The sequence below is a fragment of the Micromonospora sp. NPDC050980 genome, from assembly GCF_040653835.1.
Taxonomy (GTDB): Bacteria; Actinomycetota; Actinomycetes; order Mycobacteriales; family Micromonosporaceae; genus Micromonospora.
Map to the genome: position 1 here is coordinate 82,090 of NZ_JBFAGS010000015.1, position 18,775 is coordinate 100,864.

Consider the following 18,775-nt stretch of genomic DNA (forward strand, 5'->3'; position numbering starts at 1 on the left):
TCCTCGCGCTCACCGGACCACCAGGCTGTCGAGGTAGCCGGCCAGGTTGCGGCGCATCTCGGCGACCGAGTCGCCGCCGAACTTCTCCACCGCCGCCTCGGCCAGCACCAGCGCGACCATGGCCTCGGCGACCACGGCCGCCGCGGGCACCGCGCACACGTCCGAGCGCTGGTTGATCGCGGTCGCCGGCTCGCCCGTGGTCACGTCGATCGTGGCGAGGGCGCGGTTCAGCGACGAGATCGGCTTCATCGCCGCCTTCACCCGCAGTGGCTCACCGGTGGTGATGCCGCCCTCCAACCCGCCGGCCCGGTCGGTCACCCGGCGTACCCCGGTGGCGGTGGGAATGATCTCGTCGTGCGCCTCGGAACCACGGGAACGCGCCTGCTGCCAGCCGTCGCCGATCTCCACGCCCTTGATCGCCTGGATGGACATCAGCGCGGTCGCGAGGCGGGCGTCGAGCTTGCGGTCCCACTGCACGTGGCTGCCCAGGCCCGGCGGCACCCCGTACGCCAGCACCTCGACCACGCCGCCGAGCGTGTCGGCGGCCTTCTTCGCGGCGTCGACCTCGGCGACCATCCGGGCGCTGGCCTGCGGGTCGAGGCAGCGCAGCGGGTCCGCGTCGATCCGCGCCGCGTCGTCGGGGGTGGGCCGCAGCCCCGGCTTGGCGGCGACCGGGCCCAACTCCACCACGTGCGAGACGATCTCGACGCCGAGCGCCTGCCGGACCAGGGCCTTGGCGACCGTGCCGACGGCCACCCGGGCGGCGGTCTCCCGGGCGCTCGCCCGCTCCAGGATCGGCCGGGCGTCGGTGTGCCCGTACTTCTGCATGCCGGCCAGGTCGGCGTGGCCCGGGCGGGGGCGGGTCAGCGGCGCGTTGCGGGCCTGAGCGGCCAGTTCCTCGGCGTCGACCGGGTCGGCGGCCATCACGGTGCGCCACTTCGGCCACTCGGAGTTGCCGACCCGGATCGCCACCGGGCTGCCCAGTGTCACGCCGTGCCGGAGCCCGCCGATGATTTCGATCTCGTCCTGCTCGAACGCCATCCGGGCGCCCCGGCCGTAGCCGAGCCGGCGGCGGGCCAGCTCGCCACGGATCTCGGTGGTAGTCACCTCGATCCCGGCGGGCACCCCCTCGAGCATCGCGACGAGGGCGGGTCCGTGCGATTCACCTGCAGTCAGCCAGCGCAACACAGCGGATAGTCTGTCACGCCCCCGGTCCGTCCCGCCGCGGCGCCGACGGCGTCCCGCCTTGCGGACCATCCCGTCGCGCCACCGGGCCCTCGCCGAACCGCCATCCGCCGCCTACGCCAGCTCACCCACCCGCTCGTTCGCTGCCGCTCGGCCGCGAGTGTTAAGCGGGGGCCCCTGCTATACCGGAGGCGTTAAGAAGGGGCCCTTCCTTACCGGCCCAGCGCGGCGCGCATCGCGTCGCGGGGGGCGGGGACGCCGGTGAACTGCTCGAACTGGCCGACCGCCTGGGCCAGCAGCAGGTCCAGGCCGGAGATCACCCGGCAGCCGGCGGCGAGCGCCGCCGCCGCGAGCGGTGTCGGCCACGGGTCGTAGAGCGCGTCGAAGAGCACCGTCTCCGGCCGCCAGTCGAAGTTCTCCGCGAGCGGGTCGGCGACGCCCTTCGGGACCGTGGAGATCACCAGGTCGGCCCGGGCGTGCGCGGGAGCGCCGTCCCACTCGGCGCCGGCCAGCGGCACGCCGACCGCCGTCGCCACCCGGCGCAGCTCGTCGACCGCCTCGGGCCGGCGGGCCACCACCGTCACCTCGGCCGCACCGACCCGGGCCGCCGCCGCGATCGCCGCCCGGGCGGTGCCGCCGGCGCCGAGCACCGTGACCACCGCCCCGGCCACGCAGCCGGCGGCGGTGAGCACCTCGACCATGCCGCTGACGTCGGTGTTGTCCGCGTACCAGATGCCGTCGGGTCGGCGTACCAGCGTGTTCGCGGCACCGACCGCGGCGGCGACCGGCGAGACCTCGTCGGCCAGCGCGAGCGCCGCCTCCTTGCCGGGCATGGTCACCGACAGCCCGGCCCACTCCGGGCCGAGGCCCGCGACCAGGGCGGGCAACTCGTCCGCGCCAGCTTCGATCCGGGTGTACGACCACCCGGTCAGCCCGGCCGCCGCGTAACCGGCGCGGTGGATCGCCGGGGAGAGCGAGTGGCCGATCGGCCGGCCGACCACGGCGGCCCGCATCAGGCGCAGTTCTCCCCGGTGAGCACCTTGTTGTCGCACATCTGCCGCTGCAGCTTGCGGAAGTCGGCGTCGTCGGAGCCGTAGCCCATGGTGCCCTTCTGGTCCACGGTCATGAAGAAGATCCAGTCACCGGGCGGCGGCTCCAACGCGCCCTTGAGGGCCGCCTGGCCGGGATTGCTGATCGGGGTGGGCGGCAGGCCGGCGACGTTGTGCGTGTTGTACGGGTTCTTCAGGTCGTTGATCTCGCTCTGCAGCAGGTCGTCGGAGTCCTTCGGGTCCTTGCCCTGCAAGCGCAGGTAGTAATTGATGCCGCTGTCGATGCCGAGGCAGTTGCAACCGATCTTGCCGCCGTAGACCCGGTTGTAGATCACCCGGGAGACCTTGGGCAGGTCGACCGCGTTCACCGCCTCCGCCTCGGCGATGGAAGCGGTGATCAACGCCTCGTACGGGGAGATCTTGCGGTCGTTCTTCGCCCGGTCGACGAAGTCGAGCTCCTCGGTCACGCTGAGGAACTGGTCCACCATCATCGACAGGATCTGCTCGGCGGTGGCCTTCGGCGGGATCTCGTACGTCGACGGGTAGAGGAAGCCCTCCAGGCTCTTCGGGCCCTTCTTGCCGTCCTCACGCTTGAACCAGAAATCCGGCACACCCAGCTTGGCCGGGTCCTTCGCCGCCGCCTGGAACTCCTTGACCGGGATCTTGGTTTCCTTGGAGAGGATCTGGTAGACGTTCAGCGTGATCGTCCCCTCGGGGATGGTCACGCCGTTGACCACCCGGCTCTTCGGATCGAGCATCAGGGTGATGGCGTCCGCCGCCTTCATCTCCTTGCGGACCTTGTACCGGCCCACCTGGATGTTCTTGCTGCGCGGGTTCGCGTCCGCGGCCTCGATGAACGCCTTGGTGCTCTTCACCACGCCGGCTTCGTACAACGTGTTTCCGATGTCGGTGAGCGACTCGCCCGCCTTCACCTCGACCAGCGCCTCGCCGGTGCCCTGACCGTCGTAGTCGGGAGTGACCAGGTAGTTGCGGATCCGGTCGAAGCCGACATACGCGCCGCCGCCGATGCCGCCGAGCAGGACGAACGCCATCAGGAGGGCGAAGATCGTCTTTCCTCGGCCGCCGCCGGACCTGCCCTGCCTGCGCTGCACGGCGCCGCGGCGGTGCCGGCCTTTCTCCCCCCTCTCCTGCTCGTCAAACCCCAGGTCAAGATCGTCGATCATGCGTCCGCCTCCGCTGTGCGTCAAGCCAGCTCTGCAGAATCTCCACCGCGGCGGCCTGGTCGACCACCGCCCGTTGGCGCTTTCCCCGGACGCCCCGTTCGGCCAGCCTACGACTCGCCACGACGGTCGACATCCTCTCGTCCGTCAGCGTCACCGGAATCGACCCCATTACATCGGCCAAACGGGCGACATAGGCCGATACGTTCGCCGCCGCCGGACCGTGCTTTCCGGCAAGGTTGACCGGCAGCCCGACCACGATCTCGACCGCCTCGTGCTCGGCCGCCAGCCGGACCAGCCCGGCCATGTCGGCGGGCACCGCGTCCGGATCGGCGGTCAGGTCGCGGGCCAGGGTGACCAGCGGGGTGGCGAGGATGCCGTGCGGGTCGCTGCGGGCCACACCGACCCGGACCTGGCCGACGTCCACGCCCAGCCGGACGCCACTGACGAACCCGGTCATCCGCCACCTCCCCACCGGTACGGGCCAGGGCGGACCAGCCGGTCCGCCCTGGCGTCGATCGGTGTGCTCATGCCGTGCGGGCCGGGCATGCCCGCTCGGCCCTCGCTCCGCTCGGTGCGTTCACTCATGCCGAGCAAGCCGGGCATGCCCGCACGGCCCTCGCTCCGCTCGGTGCGTTCACTCATGCCGAGCCCGCGACCGCCTTCTCCACGGTGGCCAACAGGTTCGGGGCCTCAGTGGCGGGCAGGCCGCCCCCCTGGGCCAGGTCGTCGCTGCCGCCGCCCCGGCCGGAGAACGCCGCCTTCACCAGATCCTTCGCGCTCAGGCTCCGGCCCCGGGCGGCGGCGTTGACGGCCACCACCAGGGATGCCTTGCCGTTGGCCCGGGCGGCCACCGCGACCACCGCCGGGCGGGCCGCGTCGATCCGCCCCCGGATCTCCTGGGCGAGGGTCCGCACGTCGTTGGCCGCCGCGCCCTCGGGCGCCTCGATGCCCACGTACGCCACCCCGCGCACGTCCTTCGCCTGCGCCGCGAGCGCGCCGGCCCCGCCGAGCACGAGCTGGGCGCGCAGCTTCTCCAGCTCCTTCTCGGCGTCGCGCAACTGGGTGACGGTCTGCTCCACCCGGTCGGCCACCTGCTCGCCCGGCACCCGGAACAGCTCGGCCAGCCGGGACACCAGCAGGTGCTCCCGGGCCAGGAAGCCGAACGCGTCCATGCCGACCAGCGCCTCGATCCGGCGGACCCCGGAACCGACCGACGCCTCGGAGAGGATCTTGACCAGGCCGAGCTGGGCCGACCGGGCCACGTGCGTGCCGCCGCACAGCTCCCGGGCGTAGTCGCCGACCTCGACCACCCGCACCCGCTCGCCGTACTTCTCGCCGAACAGCGCCATCGCGCCGATCCGGCGGGCCTCCTCCTGGCTGGTGACGAACGCGTGCACCTCCAGGTCGGCCAGGAGCACCTCGTTGACCTGCTGCTCCACGTCGTGCAGCACGCTCGGCGCCACCCCGGTCGGGGTGTTGAAGTCGAACCTCAGCCGGCCCGGGGCGTTCAGCGAACCCGCCTGGGTCGCCGACTCGCCGAGGAAGTTGCGCATCGTCTGGTGCACCAGGTGCGTCGCGGTGTGCGAGCGGGAGATCGCCCGGCGGCGGGACACGTCGATCTCCGCGTACCCGGTCTCGCCGGACCGCACCTCGCCGCGCACCACCCGGGCCCGGTGCACGATCAGGCCGGGCACCGGCTGCTGCACGTCGAAGACCTCGACCTGCCCGCCGCCGACCGTGATGAGCCCCTGGTCGGGCTGCTGGCCGCCGCCCTCGGCGTAGAACGGGGTGGTGTCCAGGACCAGCTCGACGGTGTCGCCCTCGACCGCCGCGCCGACCGCCGCGCCGCCGGCCAGCAGCGCCCGCACCCGGGACTCCCGGTTCAGCTCGGTGTAGCCGGTGAACTCCACCGGCCCGCCGCCGTCGAGCACCGACCGGTACGCCGACACGTCGGTGTGTCCGGTCTTGCGGGCCTGCGCGTCGGCCTTGGCCCGGCCGCGCTGGTCGGCCATCAGCCGGCGGAAGCCGTCCGCGTCGACCTGCAGGCCCTGCTCGGCCGCGATCTCCAGGGTCAGATCGATCGGGAAGCCGTACGTGTCGTGCAACTGGAACGCCTTGTCACCCGACAGCGCCGGCTTGCCGGCCGACTTCGTCTCGGCGATCGCGGTGTCCAGGATCGTGGTGCCGGCACGCAGCGTGGCCAGGAACGCGTCCTCCTCGGCGTACGCGTACTGCGAGATCCGGCCGAAGTCCTCGGCCACCTCCGGGTACGACGGCGCCATGCAGTCCCGCGCCACCGGCAGCAGCTCCGGCAGCGCCCGATCCTGGTAGCCCAGCAGCCGCACCGACCGGATCGCCCGGCGCATGATCCGCCGCAGCACGTAGCCCCGGCCCTCGTTCGACGGGGTCACCCCGTCGCCGATCAGCATCAGCGCGGTGCGCACGTGGTCGGCGACCACCCGCAACCGCACATCGTCCGGGTGCGACTGGTTGGCCGCGTGCCCGGAGTGCGCGCCGTAGCGCTTGCCGGTCAGCTCGGCCGCCCGGTCCAGGATCGGCTTGACCTCGTCGATCTCGTAGAGGTTGTCCACGCCCTGCAGCAGCGAGGCCATCCGCTCCAGGCCCATGCCGGTGTCGATGTTCTTCGCCGGCAGGTCGCCGAGGATCGGGAAGTCCTCCTTCCCGGCGCCCGGACCGCGCTCGAACTGCATGAAGACCAGGTTCCAGAACTCCAGGTAACGGTCCTCGTCGACCTCCGGACCACCCTCGCGGCCGTACTCCGGGCCCCGGTCGTAGTACAGCTCCGAGCACGGGCCGCACGGGCCGGGGATGCCCATCGACCAGAAGTTGTCCGCCTTGCCCCGGCGCACGATCCGCTCGGCCGGCACGCCGGTGGCCCGCCAGATGTCGTACGCCTCGTCGTCGTCGAGGTAGACCGTCGCCCAGATCCGCTCCGGGTCCAGCCCGAAGCCGCCCGCCTCGACCGACGTGGTGGCCAGCTCCCAGGCCAGCGGGATCGCCCCGGACTTGAAGTAGTCACCGAAGGAGAAGTTGCCGTTCATCTGGAAGAACGTGCCGTGCCGGCTGGTCTTGCCGACCTCGTCGATGTCCGGCGTCCGGATGCACTTCTGCACGCTCGCCGCCCGCTGGTAGGGCGGGGTCTGCTGACCCAGGAAGTAGGGCACGAACTGCACCATGCCCGCGTTGATGAACAGCAGGTTCGGGTCGCTGATGGCGGGCAGCGGAGCGGACGGCACCACGGCGTGGCCGTTCGCCTCGAAGTGGGCGAGGAACCGCCGTTTGATCTCCGCCGTCTTCATCGCTGGTGCTCCTCCGGGAAAATCTCTCGGTCACCGATCCGCGGGTCCTCCCGCAGCTCGGCGAACTCGTCGTCGTACGCCTCGCCGCGGGCGAATGCCTCGTGGATCTCCTGCTCACGCTCGGCCATCCCGACCCGCACGTCGTCCACGAAGGCACGCACCGACTCGACCAGGCCGCCGGCGGACTCGGACAGCCCGCTGGCGATGCCCGCCGGGGTGTACGCCTGCGCGGTCCGGGTGGCCTTGCGCACCACCAGGACACCCACGGCCAGGCCGATGCCCAGCCAGAACAACCGCCTCATGCTCTCATCCTTCCCGCGTACGCCGGCCGGGTCAGCGATTGCCGCGCTTGGCGGCCCGGCGCTGCTGCTTGATGGTGTCGCGCACCTCGCGCTCGGTCTCGGCGTGCCGGCGGGCGGAGGCGGCCTTGCGCACGCCGTAGCCGAACGCGGCCACCTTCACCAGCGGGTTCGCGGCGGCGGCGGAGACCACGGTGGCCAGGTTCGCCACGTTCGCGGTGACGTTCTGCGCGTGGCTGGTCATGGTGTCCACCTTGGCGAGCTGGAGGTTCACCCCGTCCAGCGAGGTCTGCACCTGCTCCAGCGCGGTGTTGACGTTCTGCACCGTGGTGTTCACGTCACCGAGCAGCGGCCCGGTGCGGTCGTTGAGGTCGTTGATCATGCGGGTGGCGGCGTCGACGGTGTGTCGCAGCCGCAGGATCGGCAGCGTCAGGATCAACACGAGCATCGCGAACGCGATCGCCGCGACGAGCGCCGCGACCTCTCCAAAACTCACGCATGTCCTCCTCAACCAGGGTTCCGGAACCGACGCTCCGGGACGCGCGACCGTACCTGCCCACCGCGCCCCCCGCCGACCCGGTCATCGGGCGCGGGCGGGCGCGCCAGCCCCAGACCCTACCGTCCGTGATGGAAGTCGGCTCACGACGGTGACGGGGTCGGCTCGCCGAGCGGGTCGTCGGTCAGGGTCGGGTAGGGATCCTCACCGGTGAGTGACGGATCGGTGGTCGGCGTGGGGCCGGTGCGCTCGTCGTCGATCGCGTTACGCACCTTCACCAACACCAACGAGCCGGTGCAGGTCGCCGCAGCGGTCGCGGGCGGCGCGGAGGGCGCCGGCTCCCCGTCGACCGGCGGCGGCGTGCAGGCGGGGTCGCGCACCCACAGGTCGAGCGTGAGTTCGTCCCGCCGCCAGCAGGTGTAGCTGCCCTCGACCTTCTCCTCCGGGCAGCGGTCGACCTTCCAGCGGCGCCAGCCGTCCTCGGCAAGCGCCTGCTCGTAGGCCGCGACGGTCGGCTTCCATCCCCGCTCCGACTCGACCGCGCGCTCCCGCAGCCGGCAGTCCTGCAGGCACCATCGGCTGCCGCTGACGTTGTCGACAGTGTTCGTCGCCGCCCAGGACGGCACGTCGAGCGCGTCGAGGGTGTCGAAGACCGGGTCGCGGCTGAGCGTCCGCAGCCCGAAGTAGAGCGGCACGGCTCCCAGCAGCACGAGGCTGACCAGGGCGAGGGCGGCCATCCGCAGCCGGCGCCGCTCGCGTAGCTGCCGCCGCAGGTCGGAGCGGGCGCCGCCGGACGCCGTCGCGTCCTGCGCCGGGTCGGCGCCACCCGGTCGCGGCACCGGTCCGTCGCCCGCGCCGGGCCGCGTCCCCACGGGCTCCCCCGCAGGCGGTACGACCGCAGCCGCCCGCGCCACCGCCGGCGCACCGGCACCCGCGGCTGCGGGCCGATCCGGGGTGGGCGGAACGGCCCGTCCGCCCGTCTGCTCGCCCGGGGCGGGTGGGCGGGCCAGGCCCGCCCCGCCCCGGGCCACCACCGGGCCGGCCGAGGCCGCGCGAGGTCCCGGCGCACCCGCCGGGCCGGGTGCGCCGCCGGACGCGACGACACCGCCGGCCGGGACGGCACCGCCGGACCGGACCGGGCCGGGCCCGTCACCGGCCGGTCGTACCGCTGCCGCCCCGGGGACAGTGGCGCGGGCGCCGCCGCTCGGGCGGTCACCGGCGCGAGACGGGTCACCGGCCGGGCCGCGTCCGCCGGGACGGCCGCCGCCGACCGGCATCCCACCGTTGCGCTCGCTGTCGCCGTGCGGGCCGGGCGTGCCCGGGCCCACCGGTGGCTGGCCGGACCGGGCCGGAGCACCACCGGCCCGGTCACCGCCGGCCGGTGTCGCGCCGGGACGCGCCGCGCCCCGGGCCGGTCCGGGCTGCGCGCCCCGGCCCGGCGGCACAGCCGGGCCGAGTGATTCGGTCCGGTTCGGCGGCACGGCCGGGCCGGGCGACCCGGTCCGGTTCGGCTGTGCCGCCGGGCCGGACTGGTCGGGACGGACCGGCGGCCCGGCGGCGCCGGCACGGCCACCCGTCCCACGGTCGATCCCGGCGGGGCGGACGGGCGGCTCGTCCACCGGCGGGCCGGCCGGCCGGCGGGCAGCCGGCATGGCCGGGTCGGTGTGCGGCGCGCGACCGGCCTGCCGCAGCCAGTCGGCCGGCCGTTCCGGCCGCTGCGGGCGTGGTTCGGCGGACTCCTCCGCGGCGCGGCGGCGGGTGCGGGCCGGGCCGGTGTCGGCCTCGTCGGGCGCGGCCCGGCGGCCACGGCCCGGATCACGGCGGGCGCTCGGGCCCGTCCCCTCCACCGGTCCGCCGGAGACGGGCGCGGTGGCGCCGGGAAGGCCGGGTGCGTTCCCGCTGCGCGGCACCACCACCGGCCGGTCCGGCTCCCGGGCGGCCCGCCGGCCGGTGCCCGGGGCGTCGCCTCCGGCGGGGTGGACGTCGCCGGCCGTCGACCGGTGGCCGCCACTGGTCGGCGCGTCGTCCGGCCGCGCCCGGCGACCGGCGCCGGAGACCGGCCGGACGCCAGCGACGTCCTCGGGCAGCGCACGGCGTCCACCGGAGGCGGGCCGAACCGTGGAACCGGATCCGGCCGGGTCGGCGTCGGGCGCTTCCACACCGTGCCGGCCGCGCGGGGTGGGTGGCGTCACCACCCGCACGCCGTCGTCGTCCGTGGACGGCGGCCGACCCGGGCCCGGCTCCACCGGCCCACGATCGGCTCCGGGCCGGCCTCGGCCCGGGACGGCCGGGGACGCGCCCCGGGGACCACCCGGGCCGACCGGACGGCCGGGGAGCGGCGGTTGCTGGCCGGTCGGGGCGTCCGCGCCGCCCCGGGGCGGCAGGCCACCCGGCCGGGATGCCTCGGGCATGCCGGGCCAGGGGCCGTCCACCGGACGGCGAGGCCCGCCCGCATCGGGACCAGCCGGGCGGGCGGGCGGCGGCGCGGACCCGTCCGGGGCGCGTCGCGCGCCCGGAGCACGGGGATCGGGGCGGCCACCGGGATATGACGTCGGCGGGCCGGGGCGAGCGGCGCCGGGCGGAAGGTCTCCCCCGCCACGGGCGGCGCCCGGGGGCGTCGCGTCGGCGGCCGGCGTCGCGGCCGGGCGACCCACCACCGGCGGCATCGTCGCACCGGTGCGGCCGGGGGCCCCGGGAGCCGTCGGGTGGGCTCGGCCCGGCGCCTGCGGCCCGGAGCCGGGCGGGCCGGCGGATGGTGGCGGGCCGGAGCGGCCCGGCCGATCCGTCGCCGCGGGCGGCGGCCCCGGCCGCCCGGCGGTCGGCGGCTGCGGACCGGTCGTCACCGGCGGCTGCGGACCCGGCCGCCCGGTGGCCGGCGGCTGCGGACCCGTCGTCACCGGCGGTGGCCCCGGCCGCCCGGCGGCCGGCGGGAGTCCGCCGGGAGCCGGAGGCCGCGCGGCCGGGCGGTCGGACGGCGGAGTCGGTCCGCCGGCCGCCGGTGGCGCGCCCGGAGCGGGCCCGGCCGGCCCCGGCGGGGCCGCGGCGGCTCGCGGCGCCGGGCCGCCCGATGCCTCGGCGAGCGGCCCGGGCCCCTCCGGACCGAGCCCGCCGCGCTGCTGCTTGGCCGTGCGCAGGTCGTCGATCCAGCCGAACTCCTCGCCGGCCGGAGCCTGCTCCGGCTCGGCCGCGGCCCGGCCGCGGCCCCACCGGCGGCCCCTGGCCTTCGGATCGCGCCGTTCGTCGGGGCCGTCCGCCGGCCGCTCCGGACCACGCGCCATCACTACTGACCCCCCTCGGTGGCGTCGCCGCCGCCCTCGCTCGCCCCGCCGACCTGCTCGATGCCGCCCACCCGGGCCCCGTTCGCGGCTGCCGGCGCACCGGCCTCCCCCCGCGTCGCCGGCACCGGCAACCCCCGCACGATCCGGCGCAGCACCGGCAGCCGGGTGGCCACCGCCCGCTCCGCGCCGTGCCCGCTGGGCGTGTAGTAGTCCGTCCCGACGAGATCGTCCGGAGCGTACTGCTGGGTGACGACCCCCCGGTGGTCGTCGTGCGGGTAGCGGTAGCCCGCCCCGTGACCGAGGCCGCGCGCCCCGGCGTAGTGCGCGTCGCGCAGCCCGCGCGGCACCGGGCCGCCGCGCCCGGCCCGCACGTCGGCGACGGCCGCGCCGATGGCGCTGGTGGCCGAGTTCGACTTCGGGGCGGTGGCGAGGTGGATGGCCGCCTGGGCGAGGTTGAGCTGCGCCTCGGGCAGGCCCACGTATTCCACCGCGTGCGCCGCGGCGGTGGCCACGGTCAGCGCGGTCGGATCGGCCATGCCGACGTCCTCGCTGGCGAAGATCACCAACCGGCGGGCGATGAACCGGGCGTCCTCGCCCGCCACCAGCATCCGGGCCAGCCAGTGCAGCGCGGCGTCCACGTCCGAGCCGCGCATGCTCTTGATGAACGCGCTGGTGACGTCGTAGTGCGCGTCGCCGTCGCGGTCGTAGCGCACGGCCGCCACGTCGACCGCCTGCTCGGCCACGGCGAGGTCGATCCGGTCGACGCCGGTGGCGGTCGCGGTGGCCGCCGCCGCCTCCAGCGCGGTGAGCGCCTTGCGGACGTCGCCGCCGGCGAGCCGGACCAGATGATCCTCCGCCTCCTCGGTGAGGACCGGCGCGCCGCCGAGCCCCCGCTCGTCGGCCACCGCGCGACGCAGCAGCCCGCGTACGGCGTCGTCGCCGAGCGCCTGGAGCGTGAGCAACACGCAGCGTGACAACAGCGGCGAGATGACCGAGAAGTAGGGGTTCTCCGTGGTCGCCGCGAGCAGGGTCACCGTGCGGTCCTCGACGGCGGCGAGCAGGGAGTCCTGCTGGGTCTTGCTGAACCGGTGCACCTCGTCGATGAAGAGCACGGTCGGCGGCCCGCCGGCGCGGCGTTGCCGTCGGGCCGTCTCGATGACGGCGCGGACGTCCTTCACGCCGGCGGTCAACGCGGACATCGCCACGAAGCGCCGGTCGGTGGCGTGCGCGACGAGGTGGGCGATGGTGGTCTTGCCGCTGCCGGGCGGGCCCCAGAGGATGACCGACATCGGAGTCGCGCCCTCGACCAGTTGGCGCAGCGGGGCGCCGGGGGCGAGCAGATGGTCCTGACCGACCAGCTCGTCGATGCCGGCCGGACGCATCCGGACCGGCAGTGGCGAGTCCGCCCGGGCGGCGGTGAAGCCGTCGACGCCACCGGAGGCCGCGGGTGCGCCGGGCGCTCCGGCGGGCTCGCCGAGGGTGAAGAGGGCGTCGGATTCCATCACGAGAACAGTACCGGGCCGGACCGACGGCGCCGGAATCACGCCGCCGACCCGACCCGGGTGGTCGTTTCCGGTCAGCCGCGGCCGGGGCGGCGACCCCGGTACCAGCGACCGCCCCCGCCGCCGCGCGGGCCGGAGCCGACCCCGGCGAGGTAGAGCGAGAGCAGCAGGAAGCCGATCAGCATGAGGGTCGAGGTGCTGAACAGATCCGGTGCGCCGAGGTCGGTGTTCAGGAAGTCGAGCAGCAGCGCGAAGCCGAACACGATGGCCGCGAGAATGGCGAGCATGTCGTTCCTCCGGTGGGGGTTCCCAGTAGGTCGGCGACGGATGTACCCGATCGGTCTGTTCGTCAATCTCCACCGTGGAACCGGTCGGTGGCGAGGATCGCGAAGCGGGCCGAGTCCCGCCAGACGCCGCGGACCAGCAGGTGGTCCCGGCTCACCCCCTCCGGCCGCAGGCCGGCCTTCGCCAGCACCCGGCGGGAGGCGGCGTTGTCCGGCCGGGTGGTGGCCTCCACCCGATGCAACCCCACCTGCTCGAACGCGAGGTCCAGCAGCAGACGGGTGATCTCCGTGCCGAGGCCGGCACCCTGACACGCGGTGCGCACCGCGTAGCCGATCTCGCCGCGCCGGTGCTCCACCGAGGTCACGGCCAGCCCGCCGAGGCCGACCAGCCGGTCGCCGTCGACCGCCGCCAACCGGTATTCCGGGCGCGGCTCGTCCCCGGCCGCCGCCTGCCACGCCGAGATCGCGGTCGCCACCGCGGCCGGGGTGGGCACCTCGTCGTCCAGCAGCCCGTCGGCCACGGCCGGCTCGGTCAGGAAGGCGTGCAGGACGAGGGCATCGGCGTCGGTCCACTCGCGCAGCGCGCACCGGGGGCCGGGCAGGTGAACCGCCCGGACGGAGCGGATAGGGGTCACGGCTGGTCCTCTCGTAGGCTGGCGACATGATCACGGCCGACCAGGTGCTGAGCGGGCGGGAGGCGCTGCTCGCCGCCGCCGGCCACCACCCGTACGCCCGGCACGCGCTGCGACCCGACCGGCCCGCGCGGGGGTGGCGGCACGACGGCACGGTCGGTTGGTTGCTCGCGCCGGGTGAGTGGTCGGCCGGCGGCGCGGTCGGTCCGCCCGAACCGGCGCTGGACGTCTTCGCCGCGCTGCGGGCGGACGGGACGCTGCGGCCCGGCCAGTCGGTGAACCTGTCCCGCGTCGCGCCCGCCACGGTGACGGCGTGCCTGCCGGTGGCCGATTCGCGGCCGGGCGACGCGGGCATCGTCGACTGGTACGGCATCCGCGACGGTGACCGCCTGCTCGCCTGTGGCGCCGACCGCAGCCGGGGCGACGTCGGCTTCCTGGCCGGGCTGACCGTGGCACCGGGGCAGCGTGGCCGGGGCCTGGGCGCGGCGCTGACCGCAGGCATGACGCATGCCCTGTTCGGGCGCTACGACCAGGTGGCGTTGGGCGTCTATCCGGACAATGTCGGGGCGATCCGGCTCTATCGCCGGCTCGGCTTCACCAACGTCGAGCACCGCACCTCGATCCGCCTGGGCTGACCTCCCGCTGCTCCGACGTCCGGCGTCGGTCGCCCCGCGCCATCACGCCCGTGGCCGCCGGCCACCTCGTCGCCCGGCGCCGTCGCCGTCCGTCACCCGGCCCGGCCCGCCGCACCGGCTGCGGCGGACGGCGCCGACGTCGGGACCGCCACCGCACCGGGGGCCGCGAGGCTCCCGTCGGGACCGGTCGCGAGGACCGGCCCGGGCGCGGGGCGCGCCGCCTCGGAGTTCTCGGGCCGCACGGTGTCGGACTCCGCGGCGCCGGGCTCGGCGGGCCCGGACCCCGCGGCGGCCCGGCCGGCGCGCCAGGCCGGCAGGTAGAGCGGCGCGGCCACGGCGAGCATCAAGGCGCCGACGAGCATGGCGACGCCGACGCTTGTGGCGTCCGCCAGCGCGGTCAGCACCACCGCGCCGAGCGCCCCCGCCGGCTGGGCCATCATCGAGTTCAGCGACAGCACGCTGGTCCGGTACGGCCCGTCGACCTGCCGGTGCAGCAACCCCATGTGCAGCGGGTTCGACGCGCCGTGCACGGCGTAGCAGGCGAGGTAGGCGATCAGCACGCCGACCGGGCCGGCGAGCAGGCCCATGCCGACCACCGTCACGCCCTGGAGCACCCGCATCAGCGCGGCGGCCGGGGCGGCGCCGAGGCGGCGCAGCAGGACCGGGGTGAGCGCGGCGCCGGCCGCGTTGGCCAGCCAGGCCGCGGTGCCGGCGGGGCCGAGCAGCGTCGCCGCCCGGTCGGCGTCACCGACCACCTCGGACAGCCGCACCGGCAGCAGCGACTCGAACGTGACCATGCCGAAGCCCCAGAACAGCTCGACCGAGACCAGCGCCAGCAGCACCCGGTTGCGGCGCAGCAGGCCGACCGCCTGGCCGACCATCCGGGGCGCCTCCGCCACCGAGGCGCGCAGCGCGACCGGGCCCGACGCGGGTCGCTGCTCGGTCATCAGCAGCAGCAGCGCCCCGATCGACAGCGCCTGGAGCACGACGGCGACCAGCACCGGCAGGGTCAGCGCGCTGACCGGCCCGACCGGGCCGAGGGCGACCAGGCCGCCGCCGAGCAGCGCGCCGGCGCCGATGGCGACGCCGATGACGGTGCCGGCCCAGCCGAGGCCGCGTTCGTACTCGGCCGTCGGGTCGGCGGCCAGCGTGGCGTCGACGTACCAGGATTCCAGCGGGCCGCTGTCGAGCGCCCGGTAAACGCCCTGCAACGCCCAGACCAGGAAGAACATCCAGAACGAGTCGGCCACCGCCATCAGCGCCAGCGACGCCAGGGCGACCACCCAGGCGGCCAGCAGCACCGGCTTGCGGCCGAGCGCGTCGGCGAACCCGCCGGTGGGCAGCTCCAGCGCCAGCACCACCAGCCCCTGCGCGGTGGCGACCAGGCCGATCTGCGACAACGACAGCCCGCGTTCCTGCATCAGCAGGATCATCACGGTCATCAGCAGGCCGCTGGGCAGCCAGCGCAGGCCGTAGAGCGTGAGGTAGCGGAGGCGGACCTGGCGTACGGACAGGGCGCTCACGGCTTCTCCTCGGTGGGTGGCAGGACCGGGCTCAGCGGGAAGGCGGCGAGGTAGAGCTGCACCAGCTCGGCGTCGGGGTCGTCGGGATCGGTCTCGTCCCGGTGGCGCTCGAAGACCGCGAAGACCTCCGCCTTGATCGCCTCCAGGCGGTCGGCCGGGATGCGCATGAAGAAGTCGCCCATCCCGAACGCGTCGCGCCAGGCCGGCGACCACTCGTGCCGGCGGGCGGCCCACCGCTCGGCGTGGTGGCTGAAGAAGCGGATGTAGTCCGCCTCGATCCATTCAATGGCGGCCCGGGCGTCCGGGTCGTCGTCGTAGTCGCTGGCCTCCCACTGGGTGACCTCGTGCGCGGCCCGCCAGAACCGCTGCCGGCCGGTGCCCAGGTCCGGGTCCTCCACCACCATCCCGACCTCGGCGAGTTGGCGCAGGTGATAGCTGGTCGCGCCGGTGTTGGTGTCGAGCAGCTCGGCGAGTCGGGTGGCGGTGGCCGGCCCGTTCACCCGCAGCGCGCCGACCAGGCGCATCCGCAGCGGGTGGGCCAGCACGCGCACCTGCTGGTGGTCGAGGCGGACCCGGCGCGGCTCGGGGCGGGTGGGTGCACTCTCCATAGGATGCACAATATCTGTGCACAGTTCCTGTGCACAAGGATCGTGCAAAATAATTGTGCAACCGCTCAGCCGTACAACTCGGCCACCCCGCGCAGCCGGGTACGGAGCAGGCCGGCGGCCCGGGCCGAGTCGAGGCGTACCTCGATCGGGCGGAACAGGCCGGCGGCGAGCGTGGTGGTGGTCCGCAGCCCGGCCGGGTCGACGCCGAGCCGGCGGGCCAGCAGCCGCCCGAGGTCGGCGCGGCTGGCCTCGTCCGGGCCGGCCACGTTGAGCGGACCGGCCAGGTCGGTCGGCAGCAGCTCCAGCACCGCCGCGGCCAGGTCGGTGACGTCCACCGGGCAGCGGATCTCGTCGCTGAACAGGGTGGCCCGCCCGGCGAGCGCGTCCCGGCAGCGCTGGATCTGCTTGCTGCCCTCCCCCAGGATCAGCGAGGTCCGCACCAGCAGGGCTGCCGGATCGACCGCCCGCACCGCCGTCTCGGCCGCCGCCTTCGCCGCCCCGTACGGATACACCGGCGTGGGCGCCTCGGCGTCGGCGTACGGCTCGGGCCGCCCGGCGTGCAGCGCGTCGCTGGACAGGTGCACCAGCCGCGCCCCCACCTCGGCGGCGGCGGACGCGACGTGGGCCGCCCCGTCGGCGGTGACCGCCCAGTCGTCGACGCGGTACGGCGTGCTGACCACGGCGTCGGGGCGTAGCCCGGTCAGCAGCGCGCGCACCGCGGCGCGGTCGGTGATGTCGAGCCGGCGCGGCGCGACACCGGGCACCGCGACGGCGGCCGAGTGGCCCGTGCCGACCACCCGGTGCCCGGCGGCGACCGCCTGCCGGCACACCTCGGCGCCGAGAAAACCGCTGGCGCCCACCACGAGCAGGTTCATGCCGTCCCCCTGATGATCGAAAAGGCCCGCGTCATCATGACGCGGGCCCTTCGACGAGGCGAGGATCAGGTCGGGTCGGCCACCGGGGCGGCCGGGCCGGCGGTGCCGGCGTGCGGGGCGGCCGGCGCCTTCGGCTTGGCGTCGATGCCGGCCTCGGCGCGCTGCTGCCCGGTGATCGGGGTCGGCGCGCCGGTCAGCGGGTCGAAGCCGCCGCGGGTCTTCGGGAACGCGATCACCTCGCGGATCGAGTCCGCGCCGGCCAGCAGCATGCAGACCCGGTCCCAGCCGAACGCGATGCCGCCGTGCGGCGGGGCGCCGTACCTGAACGCCTCCAGCAGGAAGCCGAACTTGTCCCGCGCCTCGTCCGGGGTGATGCCGAGCAGGTCGAACACCCGCTGCTGCACGTCGCCCCGGTGGATACGGATCGACCCGCCGCCGATCTCGTTGCCGTTGCAGACGATGTCGTACGCGTAGGCCAGCGCCCGGTCCGGCGCGGACTCGAACCGGTCCACCCACTCCGCGTTCGGCGAGGTGAACGGGTGGTGCACGGCGGTCCAGCCACCATCGTCGGTCCGCTCGAACATCGGCGCGTCCACGACCCAGCAGAACGCCCAGGCGGACTCGTCGACCAGCCCGGCCCGCTTGGCGATCTCGATCCGGGCCGCGCCGAGCAGCTCCTGCGCCTCCCGGGTGTCGGTGCTCGCGGCGAAGAAGACCGCGTCGCCCGGCTTCGCGCCGACCGCGTCGGCCAGCCCGGCCAGGTGCGCCTCGGACAGGTTCTTCGCCACCGGGCCGCGCGCCTCGCCGGTCTCCGCGTCCAGCACCACGTACGCCAGGCCGCGCGCGCCGCGCGCCTTGGCCCAGTCCTGCCAGCCGTCCAGCTCCTTGCGGGTCTGGCTGGCGCCGCCCGGCATCACCACCGCGCCGACGTAGCCGCCCGCGTCGATCGCGCCGGCGAACACCCGGAACGCGGTGCCGCGCAGGTAGTCGGTCAGCTCGGTCAACTCGACGCCGTAGCGCAGGTCCGGCTTGTCGGAGCCGTAGCGGGCCATCGCGTCGTGCCAGGTGATGCGCGGGATCGGCCGGCTGATCTCGTGCCCGGCCAGGTCCTTCCACAGCGCGGCGACGATCGCCTCGCCGAGGTCGATCACGTCGTCCTCGGTGACGAAGGACATCTCGATGTCGAGCTGGGTGAACTCCGGCTGCCGGTCGGCGCGGAAGTCCTCGTCCCGGTAGCAGCGGGCGATCTGGTAGTAGCGCTCCATCCCGCCGACCATGAGCAACTGCTTGAACAACTGCGGCGACTGCGGCAGCGCGTACCAGCTGCCGGGCTGCAGGCGCACCGGGACCAGGAAGTCGCGCGCGCCCTCCGGGGTGGAGCGGGTCAGCGTCGGCGTCTCGATCTCCAGGAAGTCCCGCTCGTGCAGCACCGTGCGGGCGAGCTGGTTGGCCCGCGAGCGCAGCCGCATCGCCCGCGCCGGGCCGCTGCGGCGCAGGTCGAGGTAGCGGTACTTGAGCCGGATGTCGTCGCCGGCCTCGACCTGGTCGTCCACCGGCAGCGGCAGCGGCGCGGCCTCGGCGAGCACCTCCAGCGCGGCGGCGGTCACCTCGACCTCGCCGGTCGGCAGCTCGGGGTTCTCGTTGCCGTCGGGACGGCGGGTCACCTCGCCGGTGACCGTGACGCAGAACTCGTTGCGCAGCGCGTGCGCGTCCTCCTCGCGGAAGACCACCTGCACGACGCCGGAGGCGTCGCGCAGGTCGACGAAGATGACCCCGCCGTGGTCGCGCCGGCGGGCCACCCACCCGGCGAGCGTCACCGTCGAGCCGGCGTCCGCGGCGCGCAGGCTTCCGGCATTGTGGGTACGGATCACGGCTGGCGTCTCCTCATCTGGTCCACGACTGCTC

The 18,775-nt window shown here is 75.0% G+C and carries 16 protein-coding genes; 1 reads left to right on the forward strand and 15 read right to left on the reverse strand.

What is annotated here, in order from left to right:
* Window positions 1-9: 9 nt before the first annotated feature.
* From aroC to AB0H28_RS21760, 11 genes are all read right to left on the reverse strand, one after another.
* Window positions 10-1,188: a chorismate synthase gene (gene aroC, locus AB0H28_RS21710; RefSeq protein WP_358042944.1), complete on the reverse strand. Its 1,179-nt coding sequence runs from the start codon at window positions 1,186-1,188 to the stop codon at window positions 10-12.
* 209 nt (window positions 1,189-1,397) lie between these two features.
* The gene (locus tag AB0H28_RS21715; protein WP_358042946.1) at window positions 1,398-2,198 is read right to left on the reverse strand and encodes a shikimate dehydrogenase; all 801 of its coding nucleotides are present in this window, start codon (window positions 2,196-2,198) and stop codon (window positions 1,398-1,400) included.
* Window positions 2,198-3,418 (reverse strand): endolytic transglycosylase MltG, encoded by a 1,221-nt coding sequence (gene mltG / locus AB0H28_RS21720; protein ID WP_358042948.1) that lies wholly within the window; start codon window positions 3,416-3,418, stop codon window positions 2,198-2,200. Before mltG ends, AB0H28_RS21715 begins: the two co-directional genes overlap by 1 nt.
* Window positions 3,402-3,875 (reverse strand): Holliday junction resolvase RuvX, encoded by a 474-nt coding sequence (ruvX, locus tag AB0H28_RS21725; protein ID WP_358042951.1) that lies wholly within the window; start codon window positions 3,873-3,875, stop codon window positions 3,402-3,404. The genes mltG and ruvX overlap by 17 nt, the downstream gene beginning before the upstream one ends.
* A gap of 181 nt (window positions 3,876-4,056) precedes the next feature.
* Complete coding sequence (gene alaS / locus AB0H28_RS21730) at window positions 4,057-6,738, reverse strand: alanine--tRNA ligase (protein ID WP_358042954.1); 2,682 nt, start codon at window positions 6,736-6,738, stop codon at window positions 4,057-4,059.
* A complete protein-coding gene (locus AB0H28_RS21735) occupies window positions 6,735-7,040 on the reverse strand; it encodes a DUF6167 family protein (RefSeq protein WP_091578080.1) in 306 nt (101 codons plus the stop codon). Before AB0H28_RS21735 ends, alaS begins: the two co-directional genes overlap by 4 nt.
* A 31-nt stretch (window positions 7,041-7,071) precedes the next feature.
* The gene (locus AB0H28_RS21740) at window positions 7,072-7,533 is read right to left on the reverse strand and encodes a DUF948 domain-containing protein (protein WP_358042957.1); all 462 of its coding nucleotides are present in this window, start codon (window positions 7,531-7,533) and stop codon (window positions 7,072-7,074) included.
* Between the two features lie 143 nt (window positions 7,534-7,676).
* Window positions 7,677-8,372, reverse strand: coding sequence for a hypothetical protein (locus AB0H28_RS21745; protein ID WP_358043110.1), 696 nt, complete (start codon window positions 8,370-8,372; stop codon window positions 7,677-7,679).
* Window positions 8,373-10,813: 2,441 nt separating this feature from the next.
* Window positions 10,814-12,313, reverse strand: a complete 1,500-nt coding sequence (locus tag AB0H28_RS21750) for a replication-associated recombination protein A (RefSeq protein WP_358042959.1) — start codon at window positions 12,311-12,313, stop codon at window positions 10,814-10,816.
* A 74-nt stretch (window positions 12,314-12,387) separates the two neighbouring features.
* On the reverse strand, window positions 12,388-12,600 hold the full coding sequence (locus tag AB0H28_RS21755) for a hypothetical protein (RefSeq protein WP_358042962.1): 213 nt from the start codon (window positions 12,598-12,600) through the stop codon (window positions 12,388-12,390).
* 62 nt (window positions 12,601-12,662) lie between these two features.
* A complete protein-coding gene (locus AB0H28_RS21760; RefSeq protein WP_358042965.1) occupies window positions 12,663-13,232 on the reverse strand; it encodes a GNAT family protein in 570 nt (189 codons plus the stop codon).
* A gap of 26 nt (window positions 13,233-13,258) precedes the next feature.
* Between AB0H28_RS21760 and AB0H28_RS21765 the strand changes: the two genes are divergently transcribed.
* Entirely contained in the window at window positions 13,259-13,864 is a 606-nt protein-coding gene (locus AB0H28_RS21765; protein ID WP_358042968.1) for a GNAT family N-acetyltransferase, read from the forward strand.
* 92 nt (window positions 13,865-13,956) lie between these two features.
* On the opposite strand, the gene AB0H28_RS21770 is transcribed toward AB0H28_RS21765, so the two are convergent.
* The 4 genes from AB0H28_RS21770 to aspS form a co-directional block, all read right to left on the reverse strand.
* A complete protein-coding gene (locus AB0H28_RS21770) occupies window positions 13,957-15,387 on the reverse strand; it encodes an MFS transporter (protein WP_358042971.1) in 1,431 nt (476 codons plus the stop codon).
* Window positions 15,384-15,995, reverse strand: coding sequence for a helix-turn-helix domain-containing protein (locus AB0H28_RS21775; protein ID WP_358042974.1), 612 nt, complete (start codon window positions 15,993-15,995; stop codon window positions 15,384-15,386). Before AB0H28_RS21775 ends, AB0H28_RS21770 begins: the two co-directional genes overlap by 4 nt.
* Before the next feature lie 65 nt (window positions 15,996-16,060).
* Window positions 16,061-16,870: a sugar nucleotide-binding protein gene (locus AB0H28_RS21780; RefSeq protein ID WP_358042977.1), complete on the reverse strand. Its 810-nt coding sequence runs from the start codon at window positions 16,868-16,870 to the stop codon at window positions 16,061-16,063.
* A 65-nt stretch (window positions 16,871-16,935) separates the two neighbouring features.
* Window positions 16,936-18,741 (reverse strand): aspartate--tRNA ligase, encoded by a 1,806-nt coding sequence (gene aspS / locus AB0H28_RS21785; RefSeq protein WP_358042980.1) that lies wholly within the window; start codon window positions 18,739-18,741, stop codon window positions 16,936-16,938.
* Between the last annotated feature and the right edge of the window lie 34 nt (window positions 18,742-18,775).